General features: G+C 73.8%; 13 protein-coding genes. 6 read left to right on the top strand and 7 right to left on the bottom strand.

Annotated features, from left to right (window positions below; genetic code table 11):
• Positions 1-111 precede the first annotated feature (111 nt).
• From NFX44_RS03400 to NFX44_RS03380, 5 genes are all read right to left on the bottom strand, one after another.
• Positions 112-831: a TIGR03936 family radical SAM-associated protein gene (locus tag NFX44_RS03400; protein WP_262282566.1), complete on the bottom strand. Its 720-nt coding sequence runs from the start codon at positions 829-831 to the stop codon at positions 112-114.
• A 244-nt stretch (positions 832-1075) separates the two neighbouring features.
• The gene (gene mycP / locus NFX44_RS03395) at positions 1076-2449 is read right to left on the bottom strand and encodes a type VII secretion-associated serine protease mycosin (RefSeq protein WP_262282017.1); all 1374 of its coding nucleotides are present in this window, start codon (positions 2447-2449) and stop codon (positions 1076-1078) included.
• A 10-nt stretch (positions 2450-2459) separates the two neighbouring features.
• Positions 2460-3926 (bottom strand): hypothetical protein, encoded by a 1467-nt coding sequence (locus NFX44_RS03390; protein ID WP_262282016.1) that lies wholly within the window; start codon positions 3924-3926, stop codon positions 2460-2462.
• Positions 3927-3939: 13 nt separating this feature from the next.
• Positions 3940-4380 (bottom strand): hypothetical protein, encoded by a 441-nt coding sequence (locus tag NFX44_RS03385; RefSeq protein ID WP_262282015.1) that lies wholly within the window; start codon positions 4378-4380, stop codon positions 3940-3942.
• A 178-nt stretch (positions 4381-4558) separates the two neighbouring features.
• Complete coding sequence (locus NFX44_RS03380; protein ID WP_262282014.1) at positions 4559-6544, bottom strand: TIGR03960 family B12-binding radical SAM protein; 1986 nt, start codon at positions 6542-6544, stop codon at positions 4559-4561.
• 223 nt (positions 6545-6767) lie between these two features.
• Here NFX44_RS03380 and NFX44_RS03375 point away from each other — a divergent pair, with 223 nt between their 5' ends.
• Positions 6768-8342 (top strand): hypothetical protein, encoded by a 1575-nt coding sequence (locus tag NFX44_RS03375; RefSeq protein ID WP_262282013.1) that lies wholly within the window; start codon positions 6768-6770, stop codon positions 8340-8342.
• An 88-nt stretch (positions 8343-8430) separates the two neighbouring features.
• Positions 8431-9900, top strand: a complete 1470-nt coding sequence (locus NFX44_RS03370) for a cryptochrome/photolyase family protein (protein WP_262282012.1) — start codon at positions 8431-8433, stop codon at positions 9898-9900.
• Between the two features lie 4 nt (positions 9901-9904).
• Here the strand turns inward: NFX44_RS03370 and NFX44_RS03365 are convergent, their stop codons facing one another.
• Both NFX44_RS03365 and ileS read right to left on the bottom strand, forming a co-directional pair.
• The gene (locus NFX44_RS03365) at positions 9905-10594 is read right to left on the bottom strand and encodes a 1-acyl-sn-glycerol-3-phosphate acyltransferase (RefSeq protein ID WP_262282011.1); all 690 of its coding nucleotides are present in this window, start codon (positions 10592-10594) and stop codon (positions 9905-9907) included.
• 132 nt (positions 10595-10726) lie between these two features.
• On the bottom strand, positions 10727-13873 hold the full coding sequence (gene ileS, locus NFX44_RS03360; protein WP_262282010.1) for an isoleucine--tRNA ligase: 3147 nt from the start codon (positions 13871-13873) through the stop codon (positions 10727-10729).
• A 325-nt stretch (positions 13874-14198) separates the two neighbouring features.
• On the opposite strand from ileS, the gene NFX44_RS03355 reads away from it, so the two are divergent.
• The 4 genes from NFX44_RS03355 to NFX44_RS03340 all read left to right on the top strand — a co-directional run bounded on the left by NFX44_RS03355 (position 14199) and on the right by NFX44_RS03340 (position 17935).
• Positions 14199-15221, top strand: a complete 1023-nt coding sequence (locus tag NFX44_RS03355; protein WP_262282009.1) for an ArsR family transcriptional regulator — start codon at positions 14199-14201, stop codon at positions 15219-15221.
• 139 nt (positions 15222-15360) lie between these two features.
• A complete protein-coding gene (locus NFX44_RS03350) occupies positions 15361-16371 on the top strand; it encodes an ABC transporter ATP-binding protein (protein WP_262282008.1) in 1011 nt (336 codons plus the stop codon).
• Entirely contained in the window at positions 16368-17138 is a 771-nt protein-coding gene (locus NFX44_RS03345) for an ABC transporter permease (protein ID WP_262282007.1), read from the top strand. Before NFX44_RS03350 ends, NFX44_RS03345 begins: the two co-directional genes overlap by 4 nt.
• A gap of 11 nt (positions 17139-17149) precedes the next feature.
• The gene (locus NFX44_RS03340) at positions 17150-17935 is read left to right on the top strand and encodes an ABC transporter permease (RefSeq protein WP_262282006.1); all 786 of its coding nucleotides are present in this window, start codon (positions 17150-17152) and stop codon (positions 17933-17935) included.
• Positions 17936-17950: the final 15 nt, after the last annotated feature.

Here is a 17950-nt window from a genome sequence, read left to right as displayed (position 1 = left end):
TGCCCCGGGCGCGGGTGAGCGCTGCCACGCAGGGTCGCCGCAAAAGGTGTTTCCGCCGGCCGCGCAGGTGCGCGCCCGCCGAAGTCTGCCTGCCAGAACACTGACCGTCGGTCAGCGTTCTCCGATGGCTGCCCCGTCGCGATCCGCGTCCAACGGATCGACGATCTCGCCTTGCGCGGTCAACGTGCCCTGCGCCAGCCGGATCACCCTCGGTGAGACCGGCGGCTCCAGGTCGGCCACCACGCGGAGGCCGGAAAGGACGTCATCGGGTCGAACGGAGGGGGTGACCTGCCGCACGACCAGTTCGAGTATCGCACACGGTACGGCCGTCGCCCCGGAAGGCGTCTCGGACGGCGGCAGCGCATCGATGGCCATGACGGCCGCGCGGGCGTCGAAGGTGCGTCGCCCCTGCTTGGTCATCCGCTCGACCTGAATCTCCTCGGCGGCGGTGAACGCGCTCACGGCCCGCTCCAGCGCGGCCGGGTCGACCTCGGGCAGCTCGATCCGCCAGCGGGAGGCCTCGATCCGGTCGGCCAGGCTGCCGCCGGCGGCCTCCACCGCGTCCAGCACGTCGAGCCCGGGCGACAGGGCGGCGTCCAGGGCCGCCCGCAGCTGCGCCGGGTCGACCGGCTCGCGCAGGCCGATCTCCAGGTACTCCGCCTCGCTGGCCACACCGGTCGGCGCGGCCGAGGCGTACGAGATCTTCGGGTGCGGGGTGAAACCCTGGGAGAAGGCGATCGGTACGCCGGCCCGGCGCAACGCGCGCTCGAAGGCCCGGGCGAAGTCCCGGTGCGAGGTGAACCGCAGCGGTCCACGCTTGGCGTACCGGATCCGGACCCGCTGGACGACCGGCGCCTGGCCGCCCTCGGGTTGAGGCTTTCTGGCGATCGTGAGCTCCTCGGCTGTGCCTGCGTGTCGGTCCCATCCTGGCGCAGCGGCCGGCACGGCCCACAGCCGGGGCGGCGGAAGCGGCCGGACGAACCGGCCTCAACCGGTCAACGAGGGGATGCCCGCCGGCCGGAAACGACGGTGGCCGGCCGGCGACCCACAGGTCACCCGGCCGACCACCGCGGGTTCAGGACCGGTTGCCGCCCGGCGGCGGGTACGTCCCCGGCGGCGGCGGGAGGTGCCCGGGCGGCGGCGCGTAGGGGTTGGCGCCCGGCGGGGGCTGCCCACCCGGCGCGCCCGGCGGGGCGTGGTAACCGGCCGGGACCGGCGGGGTGCCGTAGCCACCACCGGCGCCCTGGTCGAGCAGGTGGTCCGGCACGGCGGCCGCCCGGGCCGCCTCCCGGCGGTAGCGGCGCCGGTTCCAGATCAGGAAGACCACAAGCGCCACCAGCACCAGGAGCACCACGGCGATGCCGATGCCGATGACCATGACCTGCTGGTCGGTGGGGCCACCCCGGTCGCCGTACTCGGTGACGTCGAAGTCGTCGTCCTCGGCCGCCTGCGGCGGGGCCGGGCTGGCCGCGGCGGGCTCCAGCAGCGGGTTCGCCGAGACCGCCGGCACCTTGGCGGTCAGCGCCGCCACCGGGTCGACGCGACCGAAGCCGTACTGCGGGTCGCGGCCGGGCGGACCGGCGTCCCGGGCGGTGCGGATGATCCGGTTGATCACGTTGGGCGCGGAGAGGTCGGGGTACTTCGCGCGGATGAGCGCCGCGATGCCGGAGACGATCGCCGTGGCGTCGGAGGTGCCGTCACCCCAGCCGTAGCCGTGGTCCCGGCCCGCGTTGTAGATGCCGTCGGCGGGCGCGGCCACCACGGCCTCGGGCCCCTGGACCGAGCCGGACCAGAAGCGCCCGCCCCGGGTCGTGCCGGTCACCGCGATCACCCCGGGGACGTTGGCCGGGCTGATCACCTCGCTGTCCCCTCTGGCGGTGTTGCCGGCGCCGGCCACCACGACCACGTCCCGGTCGAGGGCGTACCGGATCGCCGCCTCCTCGTCGGCGGACGCCGCGCCCATGCTGCCGTAGGACAGGTTGACGACCTTGGCGCCACCGTCGACGGCCATCCGGATGCCCTGGGCCGACGCCGCCTCGCTGATCTCCCCCTTGCCCGGCTTCGTCTTGATCGGCAGGATCCGCGCGCCCGGCGCGATGCCGGTCACCCCGTCCGAACCGGCGTTGCGCGCCGCGATGATGCCGGCCATGTGGGTGCCGTGGCCCTCCGCGTCGGCGCGTCCGTCACCGGGGGCGCCGTAGCTGCGGCCACCGGCGAGCACCTGACCGGCGAGCTCCGGGTGGGTGGCGTCGACGCCGCTGTCCACCACGGCGACCGTCACCCCGCGTCCGGTGGAGAGCCGGTGCGCCTGGTCGATGCGCAGCTCGTCCAGATACCACTGCTCGGCCCGTCGCGGCGCGGCGGCCGCCGGTTGGGCGGCCCCCAGCACCATGAGCCCGGCCACCAGGCCGGCCGCGACCGGGCGGAGCGCGCCCACGTGCAACCTCATCCGTCCGTCCTCAGCGCAGGATGCCCGGGGACGCGGCGTCACCGCTGCCCCACGGATCGTCGTCCTCAGTCAACCACGACGAGTGCTCGCTGCCGCTGCCGCCGTGCCCGGCGCCGCCGTGCCCGCCGCCCATCATGCCGCCGCCCGTCATGCCGGCGCCGCGCGCGCCACCCGCGCCCGCGCCGGCGCCCGCGGCGTTGCGCAACGCGCTGGCCGCGCTGGTCATCGGGGGCACCTTGCCGTTGCCGCCGCCGACCATGCCGGGGATGCCGCCCATGCCGATCCCGCCGGCCGCGCCGACACCACCGCCGATGCCGCCGGCCGAGCCGAGGCCCGCACCGCCACCACCGAAGCCGCCACCGGCGCCACCGAGCCCCGCGGAGTTGACGCCGCCGCCGAGACCCCCGGTGCCGCCGTAGCCACCGCCGATGCTGCCCGGCCCGCCGGCGCCGGCCAGGCCGGTGCCGTAGTCGTGGTCACCCGTCCCGGTGCCCGGGTAGCCCGCGCCCGTGGACGGCGGGGTGTAGGTGCCGCCGCCACCGCCTCCGCCGCCGAAGTCCGGGCCGCCCGTGGTGGGCGGCGGCGTCAGGGATCCGCCGTCGAAGGAGCCCCCGCCGCCGCCACCGCCGACGCCGGTGCTGCCGAGGGAGGGCGCTCCACCACCGAAGCCGCCGCCCGCGCCACCGCCGCCGACGCCGCCACCACCGGTCGGCAGGCCGGACGGCGGCTTGCGGTCGTCGGGGCGGTAGTCGTCGATGCTGCCCTTCGGGTTCGGCACGACCAGCTTGGGCCGCTCCGTCTCCACGGCCGCGGGCAGCGGCGACATCGCCGAGTTGGCCGCCTGCTGGTTGTCCCGGTACCAGTTGTCCAGATGCGACTTGGTGTCCCACCAGCCACCGCGCTTGTTGTCGCTGGCGTTGCCGTCGACCTTCATGGTCGCCTCGAGGTCGTCGGCCTTGTCGCGGAACGCGCCGTCGGCGTACGAGGCCGGGTTGCTCTGGTAGTCCTTGCGGAGCGCGGCCAGGAAGCCCGAGGCGCTCTCGCCGTCCCGGGCGTCGTCGAGCTCGGTGCCGTTGGGCAGGCTCCACTCGTTCCAGCCGAAGTCGTCCATCAGCGGGATCGGGATGCTGGCCACCGACTTGCGGATGTCACCCTCGATCCGCGACAGCGCGCCGCTGACGTTGCTCGCGTGGGTGATGAGATCCTCGATCTCCTTGCCGATCTCGCCCAGGTGCTCGCGGTACGCGTCGCCGCCGCTGCCCTTCCAGCCGCTGAGCAGGCCGGGCAGGCCGCCGCTGTGCGGGCGCTCCGTGCCGGGCGCGATCGGACCGACGAAGGACCGACCGACGAGCGAGTCCCGCAGGTAGCCCAGGCCGGTGGAGAGGTTGCTCCAGCCCATCCCGACCGAGCCGACCGTCTCCGGATCCGCCGACAGCGTCACCTCGCGGACGCACCGCTCCCAGGTTCCTCCAGCCATGACCCTCTCCCCCTCAGGCCGTGTACGGGTAGGTGGGCTGCTCACCCGTCGCCGGCGGCGGGGCGGCGGATTCCAGCATCCGCTCGATCTCCTTGCCGTTGGCGGCGTTGCGGGCCTCGGTGTCGCGGAACGCCTTCGCGATGTCCTCGGTGCCCTGCTTCAGGGTGGCGAGCTTGGTGGAGAGCGCCTTGAGGTGGCCCTCCATGTTCGCCGTCGACTTCGTCAACGCCTGCCACTGCATGCGAGCGTCCTCGTACGCGCCGAACGGCGTGCCGTTGGGCACCGTCTGCGCGTTGTTGCTGTCGCCCTTCATCCGCTCCTTGATGCGTTCCATCTCGTAGCTGATGGTGTCGTCGACATACTGCTTGAGGCGCTCGACGTAGTCCGCCGCGGCGTCCAGGTCCTCGACGCTGACGTGCAGATCGCCGGTGTCCGGCGGCCTGATGTCACCCATGCTGCTGCCCTCCCCGCTGCCGGCCTCCGGCCGGTCCAATACGGACGCAGCGTATCGAGAGACAGCCAGTCGGGGCACCCCCACCCCGCGTCACGGGACGTCGACGGGCGACGCGTCCCGGAATGTGACGGAGCGCGGGACCCCGAGGGATCCCGCGCTCCGGTGTGCGTCGGTGGTGCTACTGCTGGGCACCGGCGGGCAGCTTCAGACCGTTGACCGGGGTCAACGGCAGCAGCTTCCGGCCGGTCGGGCCGATCTGGATCTCGGTGTCCATGGACGGGCACACGCCGCAGTCGAAGCAGGGCGTCCAGCGGCAGTCGTCCTGCTCGTACTCGGCGAGCGAGTCCTGCCAGTCCTGCCAGAGCCAGTCCTTGTCCAGGCCCGAGTCGAGGTGGTCCCAGGGCAGGACCTCCAGCTCGTCCCGTTCCCGGGTGGTGAACCAGTCCAGGTCCACCCCGTACGACGGCAGCACCTCGGCCGCCGCGTCCACCCAGCGCTGGTAGGAGAAGTGCTCGCTCCAGCCGTCGAACCGGCCGCCGTTCTCCCAGACCTTGCGGATCACCGCGCCGACCCGGCGGTCGCCCCGGGACAGCAGGCCCTCGATCAGCGACGGCTCGCCGTCGTGGTACCGGAAGCCGATGGCCCGGCCCAGCGAGCGGTCGCTGTTGATCGCCTGCTTGAGCAGCCGGAGCCGGCCGTCGATGACCTCCGGGCGCTCCATGGCGGCCCACTGGAACGGGGTGTGCGGCTTCGGCACGAAGCCACCGATCGAGACGGTGCAGCGGATGTCCTTGGACCCGGTGGCCGCCCGGCCGGCCCGGATGACCTCGTGCGCCATGTCGGCGATCTCGAGGACGTCGGCGTCGGTCTCGGTCGGCAGGCCGCACATGAAGTAGAGCTTCACCTGCCGCCACCCGTTGGTGTACGCGGTCACCACGGTGCGGATGAGGTCGTCCTTCGACACCATCTTGTTGATGACCTTGCGGATCCGCTCCGACCCACCCTCGGGGGCGAAGGTCAGGCCGGTCCGCCGGCCGTTGCGGGACAGCTCCTGCGCCAGGTCGATGTTGAAGGCGTCCACCCGGGTCGACGGCAGCGAGAGCGAGACGTTGGTGCCCGCGTACTGCTCGGCGAGGCCGGAGCACATGTCGCCGATCTCCGAGTGGTCGGCCGACGACAGCGACAGCAGGCCCACCTCGTGGAAGCCGGAGAACTCCAGCCCCTGCTGCACCATCTGGCCGACCGTGGTGATCGAGCGCTCGCGCACCGGGCGGGTGATCATGCCGGCCTGGCAGAACCGGCAGCCCCGGGTGCAGCCGCGGAAGATCTCCACCGCGTACCGCTCGTGGACCGTCTCGGCCAGCGGCACGAGGGGCTTCTTCGGGTACGGCCAGGCGTCCAGGTCCATGGTCGTGCGCTTGTGCACCCGGAACGGCACGTCGGGGCGGTTCGGCACGACCCGCTGGATCCGGCCGTCCGGCAGGTAGTCCACGTCGTAGAACCGCGGCACGTAGATGCTCTCGGTGCGGGCCAGCCGCAGCAGCAGCTCGTCCCGGCCGCCCGGGCAGCCCTCGGCCTTCCAGTCCCGGACGATCGCGGTGATCTCCAGCACCGCCTCCTCGCCGTCGCCGAGCACGGCGGCGTCGACGAAGTCGGCGATCGGCTCCGGGTTGAACGCGGCGTGGCCGCCGGCCACGATCACCGGGTCGGCCTCGGTGCGGTCGGCGGCCAGCAGCGGGATGCCGGCCAGGTCGATCGCGGTGAGCAGGTTGGTGTAGCCCAGCTCGGTGGAGAAGGAGACGCCGAACACGTCGAAGTCGCGCACCGCGCGGTGGGCGTCGACGGTGAACTGCGGCACGCCGTGGGCGCGCATCAGCTTCTCCAGGTCCGGCCAGACCGCGTACGTCCGCTCGGCGAGCACGTCGGGCAGCTCGTTGAGCACCTCGTAGAGGATCTGGACGCCCTGGTTGGGCAGGCCCACCTCGTACGCGTCGGGGTACATGAGCGCCCACCGGACGGTCGCGGTGTCCCAGTCCTTGACCACCGCGCCCAGCTCGCCACCCACGTACTGGATGGGCTTGGTCACCTGGGGCAGCAGCGGCTCCAGCCGCGGCCACACGGAATTGGCCGCGGTCGGGCGCGGCGTCGTCGACGGGGCACTCATGATGCCCAAGGGTACGCGGTCGCCGGCCACCGACCACGCCGCATCGCCACCCACCCACCATCCCCGCCCGGGTCGGCCAGGAGGGTCGCGTCCAGATCCGGGCCGGCCGCGGCGCGAACGTCCTGATCGGCGAACGGGGACGGGTGGGGGCGGGGTGCCGGGGATTCGCCGGGGTGGCGGGGCGGTACTAACCTCGCAACGGGCGCGAGAGGAGATTGCCGCGATGTCGCAGCCGCAGCCGGGGGCGGACCGGCCGGCCGACGGGGGCACACCGGCCACCGGCCGGAACGGGGATCCGGCGGTCACCGAGCCGCCGGCCGACGTTCCGCCGCAGGCCGACGCCACGCTCCCGACCGGGGCGGACGCGTCGTCCCCGCCGGAGTCCGCGCCGCCGGACGCCGAGGCCCGGGCCGGCGCACCGGACCCGCGGCCGGTCCCCGCCGCCGCACCGGCCGAGCCGGCCCCGGAGGCTCCAGCCGGGGCGCAGGCCGCGCCCGACGCCAAGGCGGCTCCGGAGGCCCCGGTCGCGCCCGATGCCCAGGCGGCACCGGAGGCCCAGGCCGCGCCCGACGTCGAGGCCGTGCCCGATACCCGGGCCACGCCGGACGCCGCCACCGTGCCCCCGCAACCGGCGGCGCCGGATCCCGACCCCACCCCGGTGTCGCCGGCCTCTCCCGCCCGCGGGTCCGCCGCCGTGCCCGGTTCCGCCCGCGCCGCCGGCTCCGCCCCGGTCGCGCCCCGCCCCGACCCCACCCGGGTGGAGCAGCGGCCGGACCCCACCCGGGTCGAGACGCCGCCCGAGCCGCCCGCCCCCCGCTGGAGCGGCTCCGCCGCGGTCCCGACCCCGCCGCCGCGCAAGCGCGCCTGGGGCGAGTCGGCCGAGCCCACCCCGGCGCCGCCGGTCGACTCGCCGGAGCACCAAATCCCGGTCGATCCGTGGGCGGGCGTGGACACCACCGGTTGGGACCTGCACTCCGCCGACTTCCCGGCGCTGCCGCCGACCCTCCCCTACACGGCGCCCTACCCGGCGCCGCACCCGCCGGCCTACCCCGCCCCGCCGGTTGCCGCGGCGCCGCCGGTCAGCCCGCCGGCCGCCCCGGTCCCGCCGCCGGCGGCCCGGCCGGTGGCCCCGCCGCCGGTGGCGCCGCCCGCGCTGCCCAGGCAGCGCCGCGGGAAGACCCCGCCGCCGGCGGCCACGCCGCCCGGGTGGCAGCCACCCAAGGGGTACGTGGCCGTGCCGGTCCGCCGCCGGCGCCGCTGGCCCTGGGTGCTGCTGCTCAGCGTGGCCTGCTGCTGCGGCGTGCCGCTCTGGTGGGCCCAGCCGCTCTCCAGCCAGTACCCGGCGAGCGCGAGCCTGCCCGACCAGCTCGGCTCGATGCGGCTGCGCCAGGACGAGCGCAGCCAGGCCACCGCCGCCGAGCTGAAGTCGCAGGTACGCCAGGCACACCTGCTCGCCGAGGACACCTTCGCCGGCATCTACACCACGAACGACGGCAAGCGGGTCACCCTCTTCGGCGGCACCGGGTTCCGGCTGAGCCCGGAGTCGGACGCGCAGGCCGAGCTGGCCCGCCTCACCGACCGGTACGACCTCGCCCCGTCGGTGCCCGTGGAGACCGGCGTCCGGGGCCGGTACGAGCGCTGCGCGGTGGGTCGGGCCGACGGCGACACGGTGGTCGTGTGCACCTCGGTCGACCACGGCAGCCTGGCCACCGGTGTCTTCACCCGACTGTCGGTGGAGGACAGCGGCCGGCTGCTGGACGACCTGCGCCAGAAGGTGGTCACTCCCGAGCAGTCCTGAGCGATCGTCACCGTTCGCAACGTATCGAACACGTAAAGGTTCCGCCTTCCTCCCGGGTCGGATCGGCCCGAGGGGTGACAATCTGGACATGCCGCGGCGTTGGCTCTTCGCTGACCAGTTGGGGCCGCACTTCCTCGACGAGCGGAAGCAGCCGGTTCTCCTCGTCGAGTCCAAGGCGGTCTTCCGCCGGCACGTCTTCCACCGGCAGAAGGCCCACCTGATCCTCTCCGCGCTCCGGCACCGCGCTGCCGAGCTGGGCGACCAGGCGATCTTCGTGCGCGGCGAGACGTACGGGCAGGCGCTGCGGCAGGTCGGCGAGCCGCTGGAGGTGTGCCACCCGACCTCGCGGCGGGCGCTGGAGTTCGTCCGTGGGCTGGACACCGTCACCGTGCTGCCGGCCCGGGGATACGTGACCAGCCTGGCCGACTTCGCCGACTGGGCCGACAGCCGGCGGGGCACGCTGCGGATGGAGGCGTTCTACCGGTTCGCCCGGGAGCACCACAGGGTGCTCATGGACGGCCGGGGGCCGGCCGGCGGCCGCTGGAGCTTCGACACCGAGAACCGGGACCCGCCGCCGAAGGGCGGCCGGCTCGACGTCCCGGCTCCGGCGATGCCGGCGGAGGACGACATCGACGCGGAGGTCCGGGCCGACCTGGACCGCTGGGCGCGGGAGGGCATCCGGTTCACCGGGCGCGACGGGCCGCGCCGCTTCCCGGCCACCACCGGCGAGGCGAGGTCGCGGCTGCGGCACTTCCTCCGGCACCGGCTCACGGCGTTCGGCCGGTACGAGGACGCCATGCTCTCCACCGACCCGTGGTTGGCGCACAGCGCGCTGTCGTCCTCGTTCAACCTGGGGCTGCTGGACCCGATGGCGGCGGTCCGGGGCGCCGAGCGGGCGTACCGGCGGCAGGAGGCGCCGCTGGCCGCCGTGGAGGGCTTCGTCCGGCAGGTGCTGGGCTGGCGGGACTACATCTGGCACACCTACTGGTATTTCGAGCGGGGCTGGCGGGACAGCAACGAGCTGGGCGCCCGCCGCTCGCTGCCGGACTGGTGGCGCGACCTGGACACCGAATCGGTCGACGCGCGCTGCCTGCGCGACGTGCTCACCGGCGTCCGCGACCGGGGCTGGGTGCACCACATCCCCCGGCTCATGGTGCTCGGCAACTACGCCCTCCAGCGCGGCTGGCGCCCGTCGGAGCTGGTCGAGTGGTTCCACACGCGGTTCGTGGACGGCTACGACTGGGTGCTGACCGGCAACGTGGTGGGCATGAGCCAGTACGCCGACCTGGGCCGGATGACCACCAAGCCGTACGTCGCCGGCGGCGCGTACATCAACCGGATGAGCGACTACTGCGGCGGCTGCCGCTACGACCCCCGCCAGCGGCTCGGCGCGGACGCCTGTCCGTTCACCGCCGGCTACTGGGCGTTCCTGGCCGGCAACCGCGACCGCATCCCGGCGAACGCCCGGATGGCGCGGGCCATGAGGCAGCTGACGCTCCTCGGCGACCTGGACGCGGTGGTCGACCAGGAGCGGCGGCGCGGCAGCGACCCGCCGTGACGCCTCAGGCGGTCGGTTCGGCCGGGGGCTCGGCGCGCTTCGGCGCGTAGCGCGGCACGTACTCCTGGCCGGTGAGCTTCTGGATCTCGGCCATCATCTCGTCGGTCATCTCCCGCAGCGAGGTGCGGTCGTCGGACCGGCCGGTGAAGTCCAGCGGCTTGCCGAACCGGATGGTGATCTCGGCCCGGCCCGGCCGGGGCACCCGCGTGCCGATCGGCTGCGCCTTGTCGGTGCCGGTCACGCCCACCGGGATGATCGGCACGCCGGCCGCCACCGCCAGCCGGGCCGCGCCGGTCCGCCCCCGGTAGAGCCGGCCGTCGGGCGAGCGGGTCCCCTCCGGGTAGACGGCCACCAGGTCGCCGGCCTGGAGCACCGGGATCGCGGCGTCGAACGCGGACAGCGCCGCCCGCCCGCCGGCCCGCTCGACCGGGATGGCGCCCAGCCCGGTGAGCACGAACTTCGAGAAGACGCCCTTCACGCCGGTGCCCGTGAAGTACTCCGACTTGGCCCAGAAGGCCAGGTGCCGGGGCACCACCGTGCCGAGCAGCAACTCGTCGGCGACGGAGAGATGGTTGCCCGCGAAGATCGCTCCGCCGGTCGCCGGAATGTGCTCCAACCCCTCCACGTGCGGACGGAAGGCCAACCGGAGCGCGGGCGCCACGGTGAGCTTGCCGATGGTGTAGAGCAGGGGCACGGGTCCTCCGGCTGTCGTACGTGAACAGGCGCTGTCACGGTAGCGGACGGGTCCGCATCCGGCGGATCGGGTGGTCAGCCGTCCGCGGGGTGGTCCGGGGGCGCGGACGCCGCCGGACCCCCGGTCACGACCTCATACCCGCCGGACCGCCACCGTCACCCGCTCGCCCTCGCCGACCTCGCCGGCGAAGCCGTCGACGCCCTCGGCGAAGTCGACCGTGTCGGCCAGCACCTCCCGGGCCACGAACCCGGTGTACGCGGCGACCGCCGCGCGGACCTCCTCCGAGGCGGAGACGGCCACCACGATCCGGTCCGAGACGTCCAGGTCGGCGTCCCGGCGGGCCTGCTGGACCACCCGGACCACGTCCCGGGCCAGCCCCTCGGCGGCCAGCTCCGGGGTGACCTCGGTGTCCAGCACGACCACGCCCTCGCCGCCGGGCAGCGGCGCGGAGTGCTCGGCGTCGGCGGCGACCAGCCGCAGCTCGTACTCGCCCTCGGCGAGGGTGACCCCGGCGGCGACCGGGGCGCCGTCGCGAAGCTCCCACTCCCCCGCCTTGACCGCCTTGATCACCTGCTGGACCGCCTTGCCGACCCGCGGGCCGAGTGCCCGGGGCACCACGGTCAGCACCTGCTGGCAGTACGCGGACACCTCGTCGGTGAACTCCACCGCCTTCACGTTGACCTCGTCGGCGACCAGGTCGGCGAGGGGGCGCAGCTGGGCCGCGACGGGCGAGGCCACGGTCAGCTTCGACAGCGGCAGCCGGACCCGCAGCCCCTTGGCCTTGCGCAGCGAGAGCGCCGCCGAGGCGACCGCCCGCACGTTGTCCATGGCGGCCACCAGCTCGTGGTCGGCCGGGAACTCCTCCGCCGACGGGAAGTCGGTGAGGTGCACCGACCGCTCGCCGGTGAGCCCGCGCCAGATCTCCTCCGCGGTCAGCGGCGCCAGCGGCGCCACCACCCGGCAGAGCGTCTCCAGCACCGTCCACAGTGTGTCGAACGCGTCGGCGTCGCCCGCCCAGAACCGGTCCCGCGAGCGGCGCACGTACCAGTTGGTCAGCGCGTCCAGGTAGGACCGGACGGTCGCGCAGGCGCCCGAGATGTCGTACGCGTCGAGCTGACCCTGGACCGTCGACACCAGCTCGTTCGTCTTCGCCAGCACGTACCGGTCGAGCAGGTGCGTCGAGTCGGTGCGGCGCTTCGCCGTGTAGCCGTCGGCGTTGGCGTAGAGCGAGAAGAAGTACCAGACGTTCCACAACGGCAGCAGCACCTGGCGCACCGCGTCCCGGATGAGCGTCTCGGTGACCGCCATGTCCCCGCCGCGCAGCACCGGCGAGGACATCAGCATCCAGCGCATCGCGTCCGACCCGTACGCGTCGAAGACGTGGTAGACGTCCGGGTAGTTGCGCAGGCTCTTGGACATCTTGCGCCCGTCGGAGCCCAGCAGGATGCCGTGGCTGAGGCAGTTGCGGAACGCCGGCCGGTCGAACAGCGCGGTGGCCAGCACGTGCATGGTGTAGAACCAGCCGCGGGTCTGCCCGATGTACTCGACGATGAAGTCGCCCGGGTAGTGGTGCTCGAACCACTCGCGGTTCTCGAACGGGTAGTGCACCTGGGCGAACGGCATCGAGCCGGACTCGAACCAGCAGTCCAGCACCTCCGGCACCCGGCGCATCATCGACGTCCCGGTCGGGTCGTCCGGGTTGGGGCGGACCAGGTCGTCCACCGCCGGCCGGTGCAGGTCGGTCAGGCGTACGCCGAAGTCCCGCTCGATGTCGGCCAGCGAGCCGTACACGTCGACCCGCGGGTAGTTCGGGTCGTCGGACTTCCACACCGGGATCGGCGAGCCCCAGAACCGGTTCCGGCTGATCGACCAGTCCCGGGCGTTGGCCAGCCACTTGCCGAACGAGCCGTCCTTGATGTGCGCCGGCGTCCAGTTGATCTGCTGGTTCAGCTCGACCATCCGGTCCTTGACCCGGGTGACCGCGACGAACCAGGACGAGACCGCCTTGTAGACGAGCGGGGTGTCGCAGCGCCAGCAGTGCGGGTAGGAGTGGGTGTAGGTGTCCTGCCGGAGCACCACCCCCCGTTCCTTCAGCTCCCGGATCACCGGCTTGTTCACGTCGAAGACCTGCTCGCCCTGGTAGGGCGGCACCAGCCCGGTGAACCGGGTGTGGTCGTCCACCGTGACGATGGTCGGGATGCCCGCCGCGTTGCAGGTGTTCTGGTCGTCCTCGCCGAAGGCCGGGGCCAGGTGGACGATCCCGGTGCCGTCCTCGGTGGTGACGAAGTCCGCGCCGAGCACCTGGTAGGCGTTCTCGCCGGCCTGCTCGACGAGGAAGTCGTAGAGCGGGGTGTAGCGGCGCCCGACCAGGTCCCGGCCGTGCACGGTGCCGACCTGCTCGTACCCCTCCAGCTCCTTGGCGTACGCGCCGAGCCGCGCGGCGCCGACCAGGTAGCGGTCACCGTCGCGCTCCAGCACGGCGTACTCGATGTCGGGGCCGACGGCGAGCGCCAGGTTCGACGGCAGGGTCCACGGCGTGGTGGTCCAGACGCCGAGCCGCACCGGGCCGCGCACCGGTTCGGGTGCCGAGTCGTCGGCGGTCAGCTCGAACCAGACGGTCAGCGTCGGGTCGTGCCGGTCCTTGTAGACGTCGTCCATCCGCGTCTCGGTGTTCGACAGCGGGGTCTCGCACCGCCAGCAGTACGCCAGCACCCGGAAGCCCTCGTAGACCAGACCCTTGTCGTGCAGGGTCTTGAAGGCCCACATGACGCTCTCCATGTAGTCCAGGTCGAGCGTCTTGTAGTCGTTGGCGAAGTCGACCCAGCGGGCCTGCCGGGTGACGTACCGCTCCCAGTCCTGGGTGAACTCCAGCACCGACGTGCGGCAGGCCTCGTTGAACCGGGCCACGCCAAGGTCGAGGATCTCCGCCTTGGTGGTGATGCCGAGCTGCTTCTCGGCGACCACCTCGGCCGGCAGGCCGTGGCAGTCCCAGCCGAACCGGCGCTCGACGTGCCGGCCGCGCATGGTCTGGTAGCGCGGCACCACGTCCTTGACGTACCCGGTGAAGAGGTGGCCATAGTGCGGCAGGCCGTTGGCGAAGGGCGGGCCGTCGTAGAAGACGAACTCGTTCTTCCCGTCCTCGCCGGCCGGCCGGGCCTCGACGCTGGCCTCGAAGGTCTTGTCGGCCGTCCAGTGCTCCAGGACCCGGCGCTCGACCGCGGGCAGGTCCGGGCTCGCCGGGACGCCGGCGGCGGTCGGGTCGTGCAACGGATAGGCCATCGGGGGTCGCTCTCCTCAGCAGCTCACATGTCCGTGTGGGTCTGCGAGGACGAACCCGTTCCCGGTACGCCCTGTCGACGTGCCCGGGGCTGGGCCCGCGGTACCACCCCGCTTGGCGGTCAAGGTGCGACCGCCCGCTCGTTGGCCGGCTGTGACGGGCCGGTCCCGTCCGGTTCTACTGAGCCGGTCACCCGGCCGTTCTTCCGGAGGCTCACCGGTGATGGCCGGGTCGTCGCCTGGTCCGTCAAGCGTACTCGACCGGGCGGGTGGCCCGCCGCCGAGTATCGGCCCGGGTCGACCCCGCCGGCGGAGCTAGGCTCCCCGGGTGATCCGGATCGAGTTGGACGAGCCCACGCTGACCCGTACCCGGATCGCCACCAGCCCGCTCTGGGAGGCCAAGTGCAGCCTCTACCTTCTGGAGCGCTACCGGGACGAGGCGCCCTGGCCGTACACCGGCTGGGCCCGGCACGCCTGGCGGGTGCTCGCCGAACGGCCCGCGACCGCCCCGGTGCGGCTCTACACCCGGACCGGCCCGTGGTACCCGGACTTCCTCGGTCCGGTGCCGCCCAGCGCCAGCCCGACCATCGAGGAGGAGTTGGCCGCGCTGCGCGCCACCCCCGCCGAGGTGATCGCCGAGCAGATCCCCCGCTACCACGACCCGGACGACCTGCCGGACTGGCTGCGCCCGTTCGTGACCGACCGGCAGGCGGCGCTGGACCGGCTCGCCGACGGCATCCAGGCGTACTGGGACGCGGCGCTCGCGCCCTGGTGGCCCGCGATGCGGGCGGCCCTGGACGAGGAGGTGCTGCACCGGGCGCGGGCGCTGGCCGCCGACGGCCCGGACGCGCTCCTCGCCGACCTGCACGAGCGGGTCCGCTGGGAACGGCCGGTGCTCAGCCTGGTCAAGCCCTCGGAGCGGAGCTTCAAGGCGCTCGACCAGCGGCTGCTGCTGATCCCGCTGATCTTCTCCCGGGGCGCGCTCACCCACTCCACCGACCACCCCGAGATCATCGCGGTCTCCTACCAGGCCCGCGGCGCGGTCCTGCTGGCGGACCGGCCGGCCGGCGCCGCCCCGCCGGCGACCGTGGGGCCCGACCGGCTGGCGGTGCTCGTCGGCCGGGGCCGGGCCCAGGTGCTGCGGGCGCTGACCCGCCCGGCCACCACCGCCGGGCTGGCCGCCACTCTCGGCCTGGCGCCGAGCACCGTCTCCGAGCACCTCGCCGCACTGCTCGCCGCCGGGGTGGCGCACCGCCGCCGGGTGGGACGCCGGGTCCTGTACGGGCTGGAACCGGCCGGCCTGGCCCTGGTCACCCTGATCGGCGCGGACCCGGCCACCGCCTCCGCCTGAGGATTCGGCGGCTGCCGAATTCGTTTCGCGGACCGCCCGCCGTCCCTAGATTCGCCGCCATGAGCGAGCGAAGCGAGCGGATCATCCGGCTCAGGGCGGTGGAGCCTCATGGCGGCCCGGAGCGGAGCGGAGGGCCGGCATGAGCGAGTACGCGATCGAGGCGGCCGGGCTGCGGCGCACCTACCGCAGCCGGACGGGATGGTTCCGACCCCAGCGCCGGGAGGTGGAAGCGGTCCGCGGCGTCGACCTGACGGTCGGCAACGGGGAGCTGTTCGGCCTGCTCGGACCGAACGGCGCGGGCAAGACCACCACCATCAAGCTGCTGAACACGCTGCTGATCCCGACCGCCGGCAGCGCGCGGATCTGCGGCCACGACGTGGTCAGCGAGACCCGGGAGGTACGCCGCCGCATCGGGTACGTCTTCGGCGGTGACCGGGGCCTGTACGAACGGCTGTCCGCCCTGGACAACCTGCGCTACTTCGCCGAGCTGTACGGCGTGCCGGGGCGGGATCAGCAACGACGCGTCGCCGAGGTGCTGGAGCTGGTCCGGCTGGCCGGCCGGGAGCGCGAGCGGGTGGAGGGCTACTCCCGGGGCATGCGGCAGCGCCTGCACATCGCCCGGGGTCTGCTGCACCGGCCGCGGGTGCTCTTCCTCGACGAGCCGTCGATCGGGGTGGACCCGGTGGCCGCCCGGGAGCTGCGGCAGACCGTCGCCGATCTGGCCGCCACCGGCACCACGGTGCTGTTGACCACCCACTACATGGCCGAGGCGGACGAACTCTGCGACCGGATCGCGGTGATCGCCGACGGCACCATCCAGGCCCTCGGCACGCCGGCCGAGCTGCGGCGGCACGCCGACGGCCGGCAGGTGCTGGAGGTCGAGGCGTACGGCGTGACCGACGCCCAGCTCGCCGCCGTCCACGCCCTGCCCGGGGTGCGCGAGGCGAGTGTGACGGTCACCGGCGCGGCGCAGGTGCTGACCGTGCAGTCCGACGCGGGGGTGGACGTGCAGGCCGACGTGCTGCGCGAGCTGGACGGCGTACGGCTGGGACGGGTCGCCGCCCGCCAGCCCACCCTGGAGGACGCGTACGTGGCGATCGTCAACCGGGTCGACACCCCGGCCCGCCCGGTCGAGAGGGTGGCCGCGTGAGTCTGCTCCGCATGATCGGGGTGGGGGCGCTGCTGCACACCAGGCAGCTCAGCCGCTCGCCGTTCGAGATCGCGACCGCGCTGATCGTGCCGGTGGTGCAGGCGACCCTGGCGGTCTACCTGTTCCGCGCCGGCGGCGAGCCGGGCCGGCTGCTGGAGGCCGCGGTCGGCGCCGGGCTGATGGGAGTCTGGTCGTCGGTGCTGTTCGGGTCCGGCGGCGCCATCCAGAACCAGCGCTGGCAGGGCACCCTGGAGATGCTCATGCTGGCACCGCGCCCGCCCGCCCTGGTGATCTTCCCGATCACCCTGTCCACGGCGGTCACCGGCACCTACGCCATGCTCGCCACCCTGCTGTGGGGCCGACTGCTCTACGGCGTGCCGCTGACCTTCGCGCACCCGCTGCTCTTCCTGGTCGCGGCGCCCGGCTGCGTGCTCGGCCTGGGCATGTTCGGCCTGCTGCTGGCCAGCACGTTCGTGCTGATGCGCAACGCCAACGCGTTGGCCAACACGCTGGAGTACCCGATCTGGCTGGTCTCCGGGATGCTGGTGCCGCTCACGGTGCTGCCCGGCTGGACCGGCCCGATCGCCGCCGCGCTGCCCACCACCTGGGGCGCCCGGGCGGTGCACGAGGCGGCCAGCGGCGGCCCGGTCTGGCCGTCCCTGGGCATCTGCCTGGCGATCAGCCTCGGCTGCCTGGCCTGCGGCGCCCTGATGATGACGTACGTCGAGCGACGGGCCCGCGCCGCGGCGACCCTCGCGCTGGCCTGAGGAGAACGACGATGGCACTCTTCCGGCTGATCGGCACGGGCGGCGTGATCGCCTACCGGGCCCTGTTCAACTGGACCACCCCGGCGATGTTCATCGGCTCGCTGCTGGTGGGGCCGATCTTCCAGCTGCTCTTCTTCGCGTACCTGGGCCGGCAGCTCGGGGTCGCCGACGACCGCTTCTACATCGTCGGCAACGCGGTGCTCGCCGCCTCGCTGTCCTGCGTCTTCGGTGGCACCATGGCGGTCGCGAACGAGCGGCGCTTCGGCACCCTCGGGCACGTGCTGCTCTCCCCACGCAGCCGCACCGCGGTCTTCCTCGGCCGGGTCCTCCCGTACGCCGGGAACGGCCTGCTCATCGCGGTGAGCACGCTGACCGTGGGCGCGCTCCTGCTCGGCCTGCGGGTGCCGCCGGAGGCCCTGCCGGGGCTGCTGGCCACCCTGGCCGTGGCGGCGCTGTCCTGCGGTTTCTTCGGCCTCACCCTCGGTGCCCTCGGCCTGCGGTTCCGGGACGTCTGGGTGGTCTCCAACGTCTCGGTGGCGCTGCTGCTCCTGCTCACCGGCGTGAACGTGCCGGCCGCCGGCTTGCCCGGGTGGATGCGCGCGGTGGGCGCGGGCCTGCCGATCACCCACGCCGCCGGCGCGGCCCGCCGGCTGGTGGCCGGCGAGGGCTTCGCGGCGGCCGCGCCGGCACTCGCCGCCGAGGCCGCCGTCGGACTCGGGTACGCGCTCCTGGCCGCGCTCCTCCTCAAGGTCTTCGAGGCCGAGTCCCGCCGCCGCGCCTCCCTGGACACCATGTAACCCCCACCCCCACCC

It is taken from the genome of Micromonospora sp. MA102 (assembly GCF_025460765.1).
Lineage (GTDB): Bacteria > Actinomycetota > Actinomycetes > Mycobacteriales > Micromonosporaceae > Micromonospora > Micromonospora halotolerans.
This window is presented reverse-complemented; position numbering and strand designations above follow the sequence as displayed.

Bases quoted from the DNA above. Each gene is read 5' to 3' on its own strand.
- NFX44_RS03370 (WP_262282012.1), top strand. From the start codon at position 8,431: ATGCCGCGGCGTTGGCTCTTCGCTGACCAGTTGGGGCCGCACTTCCTC.
- ileS (WP_262282010.1), bottom strand. From the start codon at position 13,873: ATGGCCTATCCGTTGCACGACCCGACCGCCGCCGGCGTCCCGGCGAGC.
- NFX44_RS03350 (WP_262282008.1), top strand. From the start codon at position 15,361: ATGAGCGAGTACGCGATCGAGGCGGCCGGGCTGCGGCGCACCTACCGC.
- NFX44_RS03385 (WP_262282015.1), bottom strand. From the start codon at position 4,380: ATGGGTGACATCAGGCCGCCGGACACCGGCGATCTGCACGTCAGCGTC.
- NFX44_RS03380 (WP_262282014.1), bottom strand. From the start codon at position 6,544: ATGAGTGCCCCGTCGACGACGCCGCGCCCGACCGCGGCCAATTCCGTG.
- NFX44_RS03375 (WP_262282013.1), top strand. From the start codon at position 6,768: ATGTCGCAGCCGCAGCCGGGGGCGGACCGGCCGGCCGACGGGGGCACA.
- NFX44_RS03390 (WP_262282016.1), bottom strand. From the start codon at position 3,926: ATGGCTGGAGGAACCTGGGAGCGGTGCGTCCGCGAGGTGACGCTGTCG.
- NFX44_RS03340 (WP_262282006.1), top strand. From the start codon at position 17,150: ATGGCACTCTTCCGGCTGATCGGCACGGGCGGCGTGATCGCCTACCGG.
- mycP (WP_262282017.1), bottom strand. From the start codon at position 2,449: ATGAGGTTGCACGTGGGCGCGCTCCGCCCGGTCGCGGCCGGCCTGGTG.